Here is a 15695-nt window from a genome sequence, read left to right as displayed (position 1 = left end):
AGCTAACACCGGTGGAGCGAGAACCTTTCATGCCATCAATTTCGTACCGCTTTTGCTCCCCATGCGCGTTGATAGTCCGGCCCGAACGTCCGCGAGAACAGGCCGGCGGCCACGGTCCGCCGTCGAAGCTCCTCGATATCCTGCGAGTAGTCGCCGGTGTAGAGCTTCATGATCATCTGGTCGCGCGCCGCTCCGGTCAAATCGTAATGGAGATGGCCATATTTGAATGAGCCAGCATCCCGGCGGCGGCCCCGTGTGCGCATTGTAACGGCCCTGAGTTCCGCTTCGAAGGGCTCGACGCCGTGCAGCGATACTTCGACGACCTTGCCGGTCTCGACGTCCGTTTCGATGGGGATTTCGACCACGGCTTTCCCGAGCGTGAGGCTGACAGCTCGCCCGGCGATGCCGCCGAACCGCGCTAGCTCGTCAGCACGGAGGCTCTCGGAGGCGGGATTCGTCTTCTCGAAACAGATCAGCGACGCAATCACGAGCACCACAAGGTTCACCAGTGCCCAATAGATTGCGACTGGTGAGAATTCCCCCCGGGGAATGCGCGCCCATTCCGGAATGATATTGATCACAAGTCCCAGCGCTGTGGCCGCAATTAATATTGCCAGGCAAGCAAAGGTATAGCCGTCGAATCTGTTGTCGACGTTCGAGCTTCCCTTGGGCGTCACCCGAAAAGGCCGCCCAAATGGCCGGATTAGGCTCGAAATCACCGTCGGCAGCATCCGGAAGGTGGAGAAGGCGCCAACAGCGCTCGAAACCACCGGCAGATAGCGCGTCGGCGTGATCCAGTGCATCAGCAGGAAATAGGCGACGAGAACAGGCAGCTGATGGTTGACCAGATCGGCTACTTCCGTGAAGAAGAGCGGAGGATACCCTGTCCAGAAATACACGGCAGGGACGGTAAGGATCGCCAGGCGCACGAAATACTGCACGAGCCAGCTCACAGGCAGGAACATGATGTGCTGGAACAGGCTGAGGCCGGGACCGCGAAGGGGTCCGTTGTGCACGAAAAGCGTCTGGATGCCGCCCTGGCACCAGCGTTGCCGCTGCACGAAATAGCCCTTCAGGTTTTCCGCGGCAAGCCCGATGGAGAGCCGCTCGTTGAGGTAACGCGTCTTGTATCCCTTGTTCAGCATCGTCAGGGTCGTCAGCAGATCCTCGGTGATTGACTCCGTCGGGAAGCCGCCGATTGCCTCCAGTGCCGCGCGGCGCGTGATCGAGCACGAACCACAACAGAAGCTTATGTCCCAGGCATCCCTGCTGGCCGCCATCTCGTCGAAAAAAAGGCGCTGTTCGTCGGGCCAGGATCGCTCCAATCCCAGATTGATCTGGACGGGATCCCTGTTAAAGAAATGCTGCGGCGTCTGCACGATGCCGATGCTGGGATCGGTGAAGAAAGGCAGTGTGCGTCGAAGAAAGTTCCGGTGTGCCACGAAATCCGCGTCGAATACTGCAACGAACTCGCCGTCGCTCACCGTAAGGCCGTTGTTCATGTTGCCGGCCTTGGCGTGGGCATTATCCGGTCGGGTAACGTGGATTGCGCCCTTTTCTTCGCAGAACCGCCGAAGCCAATCCCGGCGCAGGTCGTCCAGGACGTATACTTTCAGCCTCTCTTGGGGATAGTAGAGGCCGAGCGCACCAATGATGGTTCGCTCGAGCACGTCCAGCGGTTCGTTGTAGGTCGGGATGAAGACGTCGACCGTCGGAAGCTCTTGTCGAGGCCGGCGGAAGAATTCGATTGCGAGCGCATCCGCTTGGGCGCTGCGGTCGACATACCGGCTCATGATGATGAGGAAGAGCGTTATGTCGAAGAATGCGAGCAGTTCGATGCCATAGAGAAACCACACCCAATAGAAATCGAGGCCATCATCGGGATAGGGCAGCACGGTATCGGTGAGACGCCACCACAGATACCGCACAGCGACCGCGAAAACGATTGCGCAGGTGACGGTGCGCGTCCAGGTCTGGTACCGCGACCAGCCTTGGACGAAGATGAGGAAGAATGCCCCGACCAAAAAGGTCGGCGCCAGCGCTACCAGATACTGAACCATAGCCTCGTCAGCCACTGGGCCATCGTGAAGCTGCGCGTGTGGAAGCGGACCTGGACCGACCGCCCGACATGGCAGAAATTGCTGTAGTCCGTGTTGATAGACGAGTTTGCGAGCGCCACCCTGACCCGGGCGTTGCGCCCTCTGCCGCTTGGAGGCATCGCCGCGAGTGTCGGCTCCTCTACCACCGCCGAATTGCCACGAACCGAAGTGACCTCACCGTCAATGACATTGTCAGTCCCGAGGATGCGGACTTCCGCGGCTCGGCGCGGATAGATCTGGTCGAAATCGACCTCGGGAACCAGAATATCCACGAAGAGGTCGCGGCAATCGAGCACGCGTAGCAGTTCGTTTCCGGCGACGACGTTGGCTCCCGCAACGACGTTGTTACGCCAGATTACGCCGTTGAAGGGCATTGTCATGACCGCGCGTTCAAGGCTGTCGACCCGTCGCGCCTCCTCTGCTAGCTGCTTGGAAATCTCGCCCTGACGGGTGCGGCTTTCTGCGGCACGCGCATCGAGATCGGCCATCTGGATCGCCAACTCGTCCTGCCGCTGGTGCGAGTAAGGAACGTCGTTTTGCCCGTCCTCGAGAAAAATGCCTTGCCGCATCGCCTCCAGCTGCCGCTCCAGCCGTTTCAGGGTCAGGTTTTCGACTTCGACCTGTGCCGAGGCCGCGATCTCTGTCGCTTGCGCCTCGTCGACACTGCTCTGCGAAACGACGCCCCTCGCTATCAGCGTCGAATTGCGCTGGAGATCCGCCGCACTCGCCGATCGCCGGGCCGCCAGCATCGTGATGCGTTGACGTGAAATTGCAATCTGCTGTTCGATGCTGTTGATCATCGCCTTGCTATAGACATCGAAGCGTCGGCCCAATCTGGCACGCAGCGCCTCCAACTCGCTGCGCTGATTTTCGAGCGCCCGCACTCTGTTCCGCGTGGTCTCAAGTTCCGCGGCCAGCGATGTCTCGACGGCGCGATTCACTCGCTCGTTCCGGATCGTCAGCAGTACTGCATTTTCCGGCAGATGCATGCCGGTTTTCGGGGGCGTCTGCAGCACGGTGCCCTCGATCGGGGCCGAGATCTCGACGAAACGCGCATTGATGGTGCCGTCGAGGCTGGTGTAGCCCGTGAGTCCAGGCAAGAGAGCAAGAACTGCGGCAACCAGCAGCAGGACTCCTACTGCAACTCGGACAAAGCGTTTGTTCCAGAACATGGGCGCTTACGAAGCAATGACCAGGGAGGTGCCGATCATCATTTCCGGCGTCGGCCGGCCTTGGGTTGGCTGTTCCCCTTGGCAGGCGTAGGTGGTCCGCGCCTGCGTCTGCAAAGCAATGACGTCGTCTGCCGACTGTTCGATCAGCCGTAACGCCGCCGAGTCCAGAGGCATGGCGACCGCGTCCGGCGTTTAGGGCAGCTAGCCCCGTCGCGGCGAACAGTTAGTTGGGGGACGCTATTCCGGGGCACGGATTCGATCGCCATTTCAGGGAACTTGGCTCCTTGAAGATACAGACGCGTCAGCCGATTGGCGTATCTTTGCAGCGCCGTGCTCTGCAGCGCGCGTCGGCATAATTGTATTCGAGGTCGCGCGGCGGGTTTCGCAACCGGCACCTGATACATGGTCTTTCTCCTCTTAGTGGCGCTTCTATTTTCGATTTGCATTTCGCCAGGCTCCGGATACAGGCCTCGGTCGATGCCAAGGGAGCCTTCCATCTAGTTTCCGGCAAATCATGCTGCCTTGGCGTCGGTCAGCGCCTTCTCCAAAGCGTCCGTGATCGGCTTGGTGACGTCGACCACTCCTTTAGAGCTGAGCGCCTGGAGTTCCTTGGCCTGCTGCACATACATTTCGACTCGCTTGCGCCAGAAGCCCGACTGCAGCGCGATAACTTGGGACGGCAACTTGGCGTCAACCAACGCATGTAGATGCGAGAGGTCCGCCTCGGCATTGGCCCGCAATCCAGCGATCGTCTTCAACGACAGTTCGACACCGACCGCTTTTGCGTTTTCGAAGATGGAATCGAGCGTTTTCTGGGCGTCTTCAGCACTCGACGCGAAATTGACAAGAGCTCCTGTCGACAGCTTGCTTGCCTGTTCGGCCACTACACGCATCTGATCGACGGCTTTGGCAGGGTCTAATGCCGGGAAGTGGATAGTCCCGACGTTTCGATCTTCGGTCTTGGCCATTTCGTTGTCCTTCTGGTTGACGATTTCTCTAATGTGCGCATGCTCTTTTTGCATTGCACGAGGGCTCCTTTTGCGCAGGGCAAGCCACACCGGGTTTTCGTTCGCTAGCCGTTATCGTCGCTACCGCTGCTCACTAGGACGGTGATAACGCGGACGGTGATAACGCGCGTCCTGCCGAGTCAAAAAGGACGTCTGAACTGTAGCACGGTATATTGTGATACAAATGATATTATTTGTGAATATTATATTACGCTGTTTTTCACAGTCTGCGTTTTAAGATTTTTTTCTTTGTCGGTCAAAAAAACAACCCATATTCTCTATCGCATCCACACATAATGACCATGACTTGCTATCAAGAATGCGCCCATTCGTGGTGATGACTTTTTTAACTCACAACCGTTTTCCAAAGATCGGCTGACTTTACCAGACGATATATGTTTCAGATTTATTTCAATGACTTAATTTGACTTTGTCGTCGACAAGCGCACCATGAGCTTGCTAAGTCTCATCTGTGGTATAGAACGGAGTATGCATTATGGCTCAGAAGTTTATACAATGGCGAGCGGATACCAGTCGCGGCCTGGGCGTAAATGATCAAATTGCGGGTGCTCCCGTGGGGATCTACCCTCTCTTCGGATCAGCCGCCACGCTCATTTGGAGCGTCGACCTCAGCAAGAACGTTATTTTGCTGGATGCGAGCGGGAACATCTTGGCACTTGACTTTAAGGGAGGAAAGATTGCCCCAGAGGTGCCGCTTGTTCTCTCTGAATACAAGGGCGCTCCTACGAAATCTCAGCAGTGGAGCTTCACTGTACGCCCAGGATATATCACTTCGCTTGCCGACAAGTCTTTGGTTGTAGACGACAAGCTTCGGGGCATAGATCCCGGAAATCCCGTTTGGGCCTTTGGCTTCAACGGGTCCATCGCGCAGCAGTGGATAGCGAAAGATCCGTTTGAGATCGTTAGGCGGAGCTACGAAGCCGCATAGAGCCGATGCGAGGGCGCGCAAATAGTCGACGGTTCCGGCCGCGAAACCGGGCCAGAACCGTCGTAAGCTGTCAAACGGCTTCCAAAACTGACCCCGGATCGGCGTCCAATTGGACGCCGATACCCCGGCTTAGGGGGGCAATTTTGCACGCCGATTCACATGACGCGTTCGATCGTCTCTTCTTCGATCTTCGCGGTCCTAAAAAGCGTGACGAGGATTTGACTCGGGCGTGGCCCCTCCACCAAATGTCCGCATCACCGTTATCGTCTTCCAAGAGTAACCGCCCGCATCGTCGCCCCAGATGAGGGGGATAGCGAGGCAGGGTATGGTGCGCCAGTGTCATTGCGACTGGTGACCGTCATTTCTGGAAATTCGATCATAGAGGTCGCCAAACGTCTGCGCCTTGAATATCTCATCCAGTCGCGGCGACCGCCAGCGATCGCTTTTCATCAAACGAAATTGAAGTGCCGTTGCGAGAAGGCTGTCTCCACCGAAGTCGAAGAAGTTGTCGTCCAAACCTATTTCTTCTGCGCTTAAAAGAGACTTGACTTCTTCAAGGAAGAGGTTCCTCGAATCGTCTTCTCCCGGCATGTTGTCCTTGCCTTTTGTGCCTTCTTCGCACGAAGATATTTTCTTTTCAGCCGGCAGGTCGTCGGGCGTGGTTGTTCGGATCTGGTCGACCCATTGCCTTATGCGCGCAGGCAAGGGGCGCGTCGCTACGATGGCCTGACCATTATCGACGGTTGCGAGTATGCGCTCAATAATGTCGATCCCTTCGTCGGGAGTGAGTGCCAATGCTTTTGCCTGAGATGTTTGGTATGCGGCAGTCACCTGCCGCCCGTAGTCGTAGTCCCAGTCATCCCAGTTGGAATTGATCCACCGGATGCCGAATTTGCCTGACACTTGGCTTGCAAAGGCGTCCATGAACCTGTTCGCCGCCGCATAAGAGGCCGTTGCCGGTCCGCCGAGAATTGAAGCAAGCGAGGAGAAAAGGAAAACGAATTCCGGTACTCGGGTATAGGTAGAGTGAATTCGTTTCAGTGCATTATAGAGATTGCGCGTCCCTATCACTTTGGACGCGAACTCATTGGCAGAGGTCGTGTCGTCCATCTCAGAAAGGAACTTTAGATCAGACAACGCGGCGGCGTGGAAGATACCGTCGATGCGGCCGCACTCCCGAAGACTAACGTCGAGCACACTCGATAAGCTGTCGAAATCGGATACGTCCGCCTGGCGAAGGATGACCCGGCCCTTCTCACCATCGAGGGCGGCCAATCTGCGCATCCAGCCATCCTCATTGAAATCCACACGCCCTGAAGTCAAAGAGGCGGGTACTGCACGACGGGTTACCGCGACAACCGTAGCCCCAAGCTTTACGAGGTGTTCGGTCAAGGAAAGACCGATTCGCCCGAGAGCTCCCGTGATCAGATAGACTCCTTCGGGTCGGAGGATCTCCTCACCGGGAACTCGTGCGGCGAGGGCTACCTCGGGAAAGTGCGGGACCCACCGCCGGTTCCCGCGGAGGGCGACCACCCCATCGGGATTTGGCACGTCCCTCCCGATTTCAGCAAAGAGATGATCGGTCACGCCAGGGTCATCAATGTTCAGGTCCACAACGCGACAATCGAAGATCGGGTTCTCCTGTGGCAGCACGGTGGCGGGACCGAAGACGCACGCCTTTTCGGGATCGATAGGTTCCTCACCGACCTGAACCATCCGGTCACCAACAATCCAGACGTCGACCGGAGTCTGGAATTTCAGTGACGACAGAACTCGCGCCAAATCGAGTATCGCGTCGTAGCTCCGCAAAAGATCGGTCTGCACCGTTCCTGGGTCCCCGGATGCGTCGGCGCAGCCACTCAGGTGCCAGAGGCAGAGAATCCGATCAACGGGACGGTCCGAGGCGATCTCGGCGTCGACGAGCGCCTTCAGGCCCTCTCGGGTGGGGTCGATCATGATGATAGACCCTTTGACTTTCATGGGTGGGTTCGAGGGTTTGGCTCGTCGGCAAACCCGAACAACTTCATGACCCGCATGCTCCAACTGTCCCGTAATGCTCTTCGCCAGGATGTCTGCCGCATGCTCTGCCTCACCAAACGGCCGATCGGCCAACACCAGCCAACGAAGCGACTTTGTGCTTCCGTTACCGGGAACCGCGCGGGGAAGTCTCTTCTCTGTCCAACTCTGCGCATAGATGAACGCCTCTCCGCTGCGCCGCTCTCGCTCCTCGGTCTGCGGCAGAACCGTCAAGCCAGTCGGCTGACCGTCCGGCCAGCAACGCTGACGATCAAACGAGTATGTTGGAAGAGATATCCGCCGGTGAGAACCGGACGGTTCCAATTGATCACTGGCTTGTTCCCAATCCACCGCAACACCCAAGGACCAGAGGTCCCCAAGACATTCCAGAAGAACATGACGGTCGGTGAACTCCAGATCATCCTTCCCGCGTGCGGCTGAGACGATCGCTGGCAACTTGGTTTTACTATCCGCTGAATCGATTGCTTCATGTGCGAAACGCGTCAGGTTGCACGAGGGGCCAAGGTCAATGAGCGCAGTTGCGCCAGCCTCAACGATGGCCGCGAGAGACTGATCGAATCGGATCATTCCGCTTGCTTGCCTGCTCCAGTAGGTCTCGGGTAGAGGGACTTTCGCCGGGTGAAGATATCCTCCTGAATTCAGAGCGATGGCCAAGTCCGGTGGTCGCTTCTCGAGCGTGCGGACATGTGCGTCGATAGTATCAGCCGCCGGTTTCATCAGCGGAGAATGGCTGGGGACGCCGGCTGTATTGAGGATCTGGTTGGGGATCTCTGCTTTTGTGAGCCCCTCCTGAAGCCTTTCAATCAGTTCCCTTTTTCCGGTGAACACGACACTAGTTTTGGAATTCACGACACCGACACCGATCTCGCCGGCTTCAGCTCGGCCACGCCAGGCGTGCTCCTCGAGAATGCGCTCAGACTCCTCCGGGCTGCATTTGACCGCAAGCATAGCACCGTCGACACTAAGATTCGCCATCGCGCGACCACGAGCGACCATCAGGGCCAGTGCGTCGTCCAGTTTCAGAATGCCAGCTAGGGTGGCCACGACGTATTCGCTCATGCTGTGTCCGACAAGGTAATCGGGATGCACGCCAAACGTTTCCAGCAAACGTGCCATAGCGTACTGCACGGAGAAGATCATCACGTTGATTTCTTCGAAGGATGCGGCCGCGTGGCCGTCGTTTTCCCCAAACACGAGGGACTCCAGATCACGACCCAAGATGGAGCGACTAGTCGTGGCACAAGTCAGGAACGCTTGGCGAAACTCCGACACGTGATCAAACAGGTCCTTGAACATCCCCGCGTGCTGCACTCCACCGCCCGGCAGCATGAACGCAATCGACGGCGAGGGAAGGATTCGATCAGCCGCGCGATCCGCTTCTTCCTCTAGCCTCATGATAGCCATGTCCAAGTTGCGCACCACAACGACCGTCCGATGATCGAACTGGCATCGCGCCACCCGTAGCGTGTGAGCGACATCACCGAGATTGATATCCCTGTTGCGCCGCAGAAACGCGGCCATATCCCGGCAGGCGCGGCTTAACGCCGATGGCGTCTTCGCAGTAAGGCAAAGGGCGTGGGACCCCCGCTCGACCGAACCGGGCCAATCCCTAGCGTTCTCGCCAGTCCATTCCTGCAGCACGACATGGCAGTTGGTTCCCCCGATACCGAGGCCAGTGACGCCGGCAGTTCGCGGGCGTCCCTGCGGACGGGACCAGGGTCTAAGTTGCTCATTGACGAAGAAGGGCGTGTTCTCCAAACCGAGGTCCTCGTTCAGCCGTTTAATGTTGATTGTCGGGGGGATTACCCCGTGCTGAAGGGCGAGAACTGTCTTGATAAAGCTCGCCACCCCAGCGGCAGCGCCGGCATGGCCGATATTTGGTTTGATTGACCCGAGCGCACAGGTTTTGCCCGTGTCCTCTTGCCCCGCGAAAACCTCTGCCAGCGCGCGCACTTCGATTGGATCACCAATCTTCGTGCCGGTCCCGTGGGTCTCGATATATTCCACGTCTTGGGGGTCGAGTGCCGCGGAGGCAAGTGCCTGGCGCACAACAGCGGCCTGACCCCGCGCGCTAGGTGCTGAGTAGGAGGATTTGGCGCCACCATCGTTGTTGATGGCACATCCTTTTACTACTGCGTGGATAGGATCGGCCGCCGCAAGAGCCTCTTCGAGGCGCTTGAGAACGACGACCCCTACCCCATCTCCGAGCACCATGCCGCTGCCATCGGCATCAAAGGCGTGGCATACGCCGTCCGAGGAATTGATAAAACCTTCTACATACTGATACCCCGCTTGAGGAAATGTGATGCCCGCCCCGCCCGCCAGCGCCATGTCACAATAGCCCGCCGCGAGCGACTGAGTGGCGACCGCGATTGCCACCAGCCCAGTTGAGCATGCGGTTTGCACCGCGATGCTTGGGCCGCTGAGGTTCAGCATGTAGGACACGCGCGTGGCAAGATAGTCCTTATCGTTGCCGAGCTTCGTCAGGAAAGCGAGCGGCGCGTTGGTGGGATCAATAAGGCCGCCCCCCTTCAAATGGTTTAGGAGATAGAGAGGGAGGGCCGAACCGGCGAAGACCCCGGTCCGACCCTCATGCTGAGTTGGCGCATAGCCGGCAGACTCAAGGGCCTTCCAGCAACATTCGAGGAACAGGCGATGCTGCGGGTCCATTAACGTAGCCTCACGCCGCGAGAGGTTCCAGAAATCGGGATCGAAAAGGTCCACGTCGTTGAGATGGGCGCCCACGCGCACATAATCGGAGCGCTTCAGGACAGCCTCTGGAATGCCCCGGGCCTTGAGCTCCTGCTCGTTCAGCGGGATGATCGAGCAGATCCCTTGACAGAGGTTTTCCCATAGCGCATCGACTGTTTCCGCGCCGGGGAAACGCGCGGCCATACCAATCACCGCAATGTCTATGCCGGGGCCTCGTCGCCCTTCGAACGCCCTACTATGCGCCCTGCCCGCCGAGACTGGCGGTGTTTTGGGGAGTTTCCCGTTTTGATGACGGCCCTGCTCGCCGCCGCGCTTGCGGAGTAGAGCCGCGAGTTCTTTAAAAGTAGGATTGAGGAAGACCTCTACGACACGGAGTTCCATCTTCAGACTCTCACGAAGCCGCGTGCAGAGACGGGCAGCCAGAAGGGAGTGTCCGCCGCAGTCGAAAAAGTTGTGATCCGGATCGGCAGCATCTGCCTGAAGAAGGTCGCGCCAAGCTGCTCGAAGTGCCGATTCGACCTCGTCGGCATCTGTCACTGGAGGGCACGTCTCTTTTGCGAGGTTGCGGAGGCGCGACTGATCAGGCTTCCCGTTGGCTGCAATGGGCAATTCCCTCACGGCGATAAAGTCTGACGGAATCGCGTAGTGCGGCAGCTCAGACTTCAAGTGCGTCCGCAAAGCGGCCTCCCAGCCTTTGCACCTGTTCCGCAAGACCACATAGGCGATCAGTCGATCAGGCTGACCGGTCGCCGCATCGAGCTCTGGCACAACGGCGGCGGAGCGGACGACGGAATCTCGAAGCAAAGCAGCTTCTACAGACCCGGGGACAACGCCATAACCTCGGATTTTCACCATGAATGCGCAACGCCCGAGAATCTCCAACTGGCCGCCCGGCAGCATGCGGCCAAGATCGCCAGTGCGGAACATTGTGCCATCAGCGCGGAACGGGTCGGGAAGGAATCTTTCCCGTGTCATATTTGGGCTGTCGAGATAGCCATGACTCGATATATCGCCGCCGACGAAAACCTCGCCCAGGAACCCCAGCGGTACGGGGTCGCCTTGTTTCCCCAGGACATAGATACTGACATTGTGCTGAGGTGGACCGACCGGGACGACCTTTTGTGTTGTCGCAGGATCGATCTCGCTCAAGTCAATATGTGAGACATCATGGACCTCCGTTGCGCCGTAGTGATTGATAATCTTGACTTGCGGCAGCGCATCCCTCACCCGCGCCAGCAACGCTGCTGTTAACACCTCGCCTGAGACGTAAATCACTCGGAGATCCGGCAGGCGGCAGCGGACGTCGAGGCCTTCGCTACCGAGAAGCACATCCAGCAGCGAGGGGCTAAATGATGTTCTGGAAATGCGATTTCGTTCCAAGTACTCAACCAGCCGGTGTGGATCGTAGATAACGTCGTCCGGGATCAAATAGGCCGGCATACCCGCAAGGATCGGCCGCATTATCTCCCGGACCAAGAAGAGATTAACCGCTTCGCGCTCACTAGGCCTGTATGGCAGTGCGTGATAGCGCCACTGGTAAGAGCGCACAGCGCTTCGGTGGGGGCAAACGACCCCTTTCGGTTCACCAGTCGTGCCAGATGAAAATACAATCTGGGCCGGCGCATCGAGGTCCACCGCTTGCGAGTTGGCCAGACTGGCCTTGCCGAGTTGCGTTTCCCAACCCTCGTCGAGCGACAGCGCAAGACCCGACCAGTCAGGCGGAAGGTTCGCTGCGAAACGGTTGTTGGTGACAACGATTTCAACGCATGCCTTCTCAAGCATCCGCTTTAGCGCCGCAACGGGCTGAGCTTTGTCAAGCACGACGTAGGCCGCCCCTGTCTTAAGAATGCCGAACAAGGCGACGGCGTATTCAAGTGAGGTATCCAAGAGGATACCGACGCGCGAACCACGGCTCTGACCATGCCCGAAGAGGTGTCTGGAAAGAATCTCGCTCAGCTGGTCGAGCTCACTAAACGTCAAGCTCCGACTCTCGGAGACGACGGCAGGGGCGTCCGGATTGAGGGCCGCCTGTTTACGGAATTGATCATGCAGAGGTAGTTCGGGATAGGGCAGGACCTCGCCAAATCGAATGGACGCCGGGAGCTGTGCCTTTACTTCCCCAACTTCACTCAGGAGGGTAGACACCACTTCCGCCGTCATGGAATGGGTGTAAAAATGATCTCCATCAAACATAATCCGGGCGAAGCGCGACGTCGTGAGCCTACGCCATTGATCCAGGTCATTGGCATTGAACATTTCGTCCTGAACTCCCCCCATTGCGGTGATTGCCGCGGCGAGAGGTGTCGGCAAATTCCGGTCGTAAGTGTCCGCAAGTTCGAAGTCAGCCCGCAGCGGCGGCAAAATGAAGTCATGCAGGAGTTCATCATTTGTCAGCGCTTCCTCGGGGACCATGCCAAGGAGCCGGACCACATCGGCTAACTTGTCATCCGCGTATCTATACATGGGCGGCCCTTCCACCGGCACATCCGCTGATGGGTGAGCAGACACGACAACATGGAAGGGAGATGGCCGACCGGCCTTCTCCAGGGAGCGGGCGATCTCGTAAGCCACGAGCGCACCGACGCTATGACCGAAGAAAACAAAAGGCAGATCGCCGTACCGGCTGAGCGCCTCAGTGACCATGGGCACCAGTACGTCCATGCTGCGAATGTTGGCCTCCGCTGACCGTTTGCCGCGACCGGGAAGATCGAGGCAAATAAGATCAACATCGTCGGGGAGATAGTCTGACCAGGTACGGAAAGACTGGACGCTACCACCCCCATGCGGGAAGCAAATTATCCGATACGATGGGTCAATTGCACTCTTTATGGTACTAAGCAGTTCCTTCTTTCCACCAGGTAATTTTGGCATTTTACCTACTCCACTGGCGATTTATGAAATAGTCTTTTGTAAATGATCATTATTTGCGTAGAACAGCTATCGATTTCGGCACATATTGTTTTTCGGAGACTTGAAAATCAAGTACGCCACGAGGAGGCACGCTTTCTGCAGACATCGGATCCCATTTCCAAAGTATGTTACCTCCGTATAGCTCTTGCGATAGCTTTAATATCGAAGCCATTCGTGCGCGCGACACGAACCAGCTCCCACAGTCCCTCCTGTTAGATTAAGCCCCCGACGCTCCGGGATTGGATAGTCGCCAATTCGGCATAAGATTACCCGAACGGTGATAACCGTGACTGGCGCTTGTGGGAATTAATTATATGTAAAACTTTAGTTAATGTAAGTTAAATACAATTCGCAAACGATAAACTTTCTTCAATAATTCTACCGGTGCCAACAATCGCAAGAAACAGCGGCACATGGACGCTCGGCAGGGACCTCAATGATTCTGCGGATGTTCCTCGAAATCCTGCCCTCCAGGTGGCTAATGACAATGGCCATGATGCGATCGCGACACTCGATCGCGAAGTTGGCTGGCCTCGACTGTTTCGGATGAAGCCCGAGCTTGCCGCTATGGTAGAAGACAACGAAGCGCCGGACACTCCCGGAGCGCGCCCCGATCCTGCACCTCAGCCAAGCCGATCGGAAACTCATCTTCGGACAGGAAAGGCCCGATCGCCGTCTTTATGACTTGCAGCACTCGCCGGCATTGCGAGACAGCTACGTTTGCCGATGTCTGGGTCGATGGGAGTCGCTCGTTCCGCCCCATCGATGAGCACCTCATGCCTCGACCAACCTTCCACTGCGATGAAGGAAGGCGACCGACTTGGCCTTGGCGTGCAAGCTGATGGAGCGATCTGGTTGACTGAAGCTCGGCAAATGCTGGACTTCACCCTCAAACGCCTTGCCTATCGGGCACGAACCGGAAAGCTCGAAGGTGTTCGTCGTGAAAGCGGGACCCTGATCGTCACGCCGATCATCGGCGAGGCTGAAGATTTGGAATACCGAGATAGGTGAAATGTTTCCGCTGATCGAGGTGCCCGATCTGCTGCGACAAGTCCACGAATAGACTGGGTTCGCCAACCAATTCACCCACGTCCGAACTGCGGATGCGCCAGGGGGCAAACAGATGTTCGTGCTTGGTTCGACCTTGGCCCGTCTGGGAAAGCAAATCTTGTCCCGGCCCCATGTAGCGGCACTTTGTACGCCAAACCTATCACGCTCGTGGAAGAAGAAAGAAGATCTACCGAAAAAGCACAATGTGCCTTGGGCACGTAGCCTGACCGACTGCCAATATCAATTTCAACGTCCTGAAATTCCAGCATTCGGTGATGCATTGGGAAGTACGCTTTATAAACTGCCTCCTTCAAAACGAAGAGGTCCCGCCGCCGCAGCAGGGGCAAGTCGTACATGCTTTGCTCCTTGGGGGTTGCAATCAATTCAATCAAACCGTCCGGAAGAGGCTCATCGGGTTCAATGTCGATGCCGAGGGCCTCAATGTTTTTCCTCTGTGCGATTGCGGCGGCGGCCACCGTATCGTGATGAGCCAGAGATCCAACTACGCCGTCTGGCCAGATCGGGACGCCAAGTCGCGTTTTCAAGATTGGCATCGGTGGGAACCCTAATTCGCTGAGGAGAGTTCGGGCTATGATCCTTGCAGTACCGCTTCGGCGACGGACTTTGGCAACAGCGCGTCCCGACGCAGCAACTTCGGAAGGGGCCAAAGTATCCTCGTCGGCGGGTTCTATCGTACGAAAACCCATGAGGATTTTCCGTTGAGCAAACGTTATGATCTCCAACTATTTTCCCTCCATCTTCGAGCAAAATCACCCAAACGAGACCGGGAGCCAACAATCGCATCCTACAGCTTTACAGCTCCCACCCAGTATCACGTTTGCCATTTTTTTCCGAATTACTGAGAGCTATTGACAATGAGAGCGCGAGACATTTGCAGTTTTCTGGAATGCTCATGATGGTCAAGTGGTCGCCTGGAACCGGCACGGTATGAATAGACGCCGAACTCAAAACTCGGTCCCAGCCCCGGAAAGGCGAAGTTACCTCTGGACCTATTGAGCTTTTGGCTCGTGCCCCGCGAGGTCGGCAAATTTCGGTGGCATAGAACTGATGTATTGCGACTGGCAGTGATTGATGTTCGTACCCCTGCAGCGCCGCGTGAAACCGAGCGACTTTTCTATACATCACCGCATCGTCTCGCAGATCTCTATTTGACGGGAGCGCTCCAATTTGCTGCGCCTTTTCAAGCAACTGGGAAATGGAGCTTTTTTCAGCGAATCGTTCAAGCTCTCCGAAGCGCTCGTCTTCCAACGATTCGAGGCGTTCCAAAACCAGGTGGTTCACGATTTTGGGTGACATGGTCGAGCCATTTACAGGTACAGCAACATCGATGAGCGCCACGCACGAAACAGTCTCGCCTAACCTCAATAGGTGTTGCGCAATTGCGTAGGCCAATATCCCGCCTGACGAGTATCGTGCGAGGCGATACGGCCCAGATGGCTGGATATCCATGAACACCCCGCCTGCCTGTGAGGCCATCTCTTCAAGAGTCGGGGGACAAAGTTCGTTGAAATCCGGCCATGGCACAGCATAGACGGGACAGTCTATGTCCATTTCGCTGATCAATTTGACGGCGTAGGAACAGTCCCCCAACCCTGTCGGAAGAAAGAAGAGCGACGGTTGCGATCCAGCCGCGCGGATGGGAATCACTCCCAGATTGCCTAGATGTGGTTCCAAATTGAGCTTCGATGCAAGGTCCATCAGAATGGGTGTCCGGAAGAGATCGCTGGCGCTCAACTTC

8 protein-coding genes and 1 pseudogene are annotated in these 15695 nt (G+C 57.0%); 2 read left to right on the top strand and 7 right to left on the bottom strand.

The window, feature by feature from the left end; genetic code table 11:
- Window positions 1-35 precede the first annotated feature (35 nt).
- The 4 genes from DPM33_RS00210 to DPM33_RS00200 form a co-directional block, all read right to left on the bottom strand.
- Entirely contained in the window at window positions 36-2060 is a 2025-nt protein-coding gene (locus DPM33_RS00210) for a glycosyltransferase family 2 protein (RefSeq protein WP_112094909.1), read from the bottom strand.
- A complete protein-coding gene (locus DPM33_RS00205; RefSeq protein ID WP_112094908.1) occupies window positions 2042-3271 on the bottom strand; it encodes an HlyD family secretion protein in 1230 nt (409 codons plus the stop codon). Before DPM33_RS00205 ends, DPM33_RS00210 begins: the two co-directional genes overlap by 19 nt.
- Before the next feature lie 6 nt (window positions 3272-3277).
- Window positions 3278-3445, bottom strand: coding sequence for a hypothetical protein (locus tag DPM33_RS36040; protein ID WP_167448893.1), 168 nt, complete (start codon window positions 3443-3445; stop codon window positions 3278-3280).
- 338 nt (window positions 3446-3783) lie between these two features.
- Window positions 3784-4293, bottom strand: a complete 510-nt coding sequence (locus tag DPM33_RS00200) for a phasin family protein (protein WP_245441934.1) — start codon at window positions 4291-4293, stop codon at window positions 3784-3786.
- Window positions 4294-4774: 481 nt separating this feature from the next.
- Between DPM33_RS00200 and DPM33_RS00195 the strand changes: the two genes are divergently transcribed.
- Window positions 4775-5227: an RICIN domain-containing protein gene (locus tag DPM33_RS00195; protein WP_112094907.1), complete on the top strand. Its 453-nt coding sequence runs from the start codon at window positions 4775-4777 to the stop codon at window positions 5225-5227.
- Window positions 5228-5566: 339 nt separating this feature from the next.
- On the opposite strand, the gene DPM33_RS00190 is transcribed toward DPM33_RS00195, so the two are convergent.
- Window positions 5567-12847, bottom strand: coding sequence for a type I polyketide synthase (locus tag DPM33_RS00190; RefSeq protein ID WP_112094906.1), 7281 nt, complete (start codon window positions 12845-12847; stop codon window positions 5567-5569).
- 425 nt (window positions 12848-13272) lie between these two features.
- Here DPM33_RS00190 and DPM33_RS36750 point away from each other — a divergent pair.
- A pseudogene (locus DPM33_RS36750) lies at window positions 13273-13946 on the top strand (Tn3 family transposase); the annotation flags it as partial.
- A 22-nt stretch (window positions 13947-13968) separates the two neighbouring features.
- On the opposite strand, the gene DPM33_RS00180 reads toward DPM33_RS36750, so the two are convergent.
- A complete protein-coding gene (locus DPM33_RS00180) occupies window positions 13969-14679 on the bottom strand; it encodes a 4'-phosphopantetheinyl transferase family protein (RefSeq protein ID WP_112094905.1) in 711 nt (236 codons plus the stop codon).
- 70 nt (window positions 14680-14749) lie between these two features.
- Window positions 14750-15691 carry a thioesterase domain-containing protein gene (locus DPM33_RS36745; protein ID WP_245441988.1) on the bottom strand — a complete coding sequence of 314 codons (942 nt, stop codon included), beginning with the start codon at window positions 15689-15691 and terminating at the stop codon, window positions 14750-14752.
- Between the last annotated feature and the right edge of the window lie 4 nt (window positions 15692-15695).

Origin of the sequence: Mesorhizobium hawassense (assembly GCF_003289945.1) — a bacterium.
Lineage (GTDB): Bacteria > Pseudomonadota > Alphaproteobacteria > Rhizobiales > Rhizobiaceae > Mesorhizobium > Mesorhizobium hawassense.
This window is presented reverse-complemented; position numbering and strand designations above follow the sequence as displayed.

Coding starts and splice junctions, on each gene's coding strand:
- DPM33_RS00190 (WP_112094906.1), bottom strand. CDS start 12,847: ATGCCAAAATTACCTGGTGGAAAGAAGGAACTGCTTAGTACCATAAAG.
- DPM33_RS00200 (WP_245441934.1), bottom strand. CDS start 4,293: ATGCAAAAAGAGCATGCGCACATTAGAGAAATCGTCAACCAGAAGGAC.
- DPM33_RS00205 (WP_112094908.1), bottom strand. CDS start 3,271: ATGTTCTGGAACAAACGCTTTGTCCGAGTTGCAGTAGGAGTCCTGCTG.
- DPM33_RS00210 (WP_112094909.1), bottom strand. CDS start 2,060: ATGGTTCAGTATCTGGTAGCGCTGGCGCCGACCTTTTTGGTCGGGGCA.
- DPM33_RS36040 (WP_167448893.1), bottom strand. CDS start 3,445: ATGCCTCTGGACTCGGCGGCGTTACGGCTGATCGAACAGTCGGCAGAC.
- DPM33_RS00195 (WP_112094907.1), top strand. CDS start 4,775: ATGGCTCAGAAGTTTATACAATGGCGAGCGGATACCAGTCGCGGCCTG.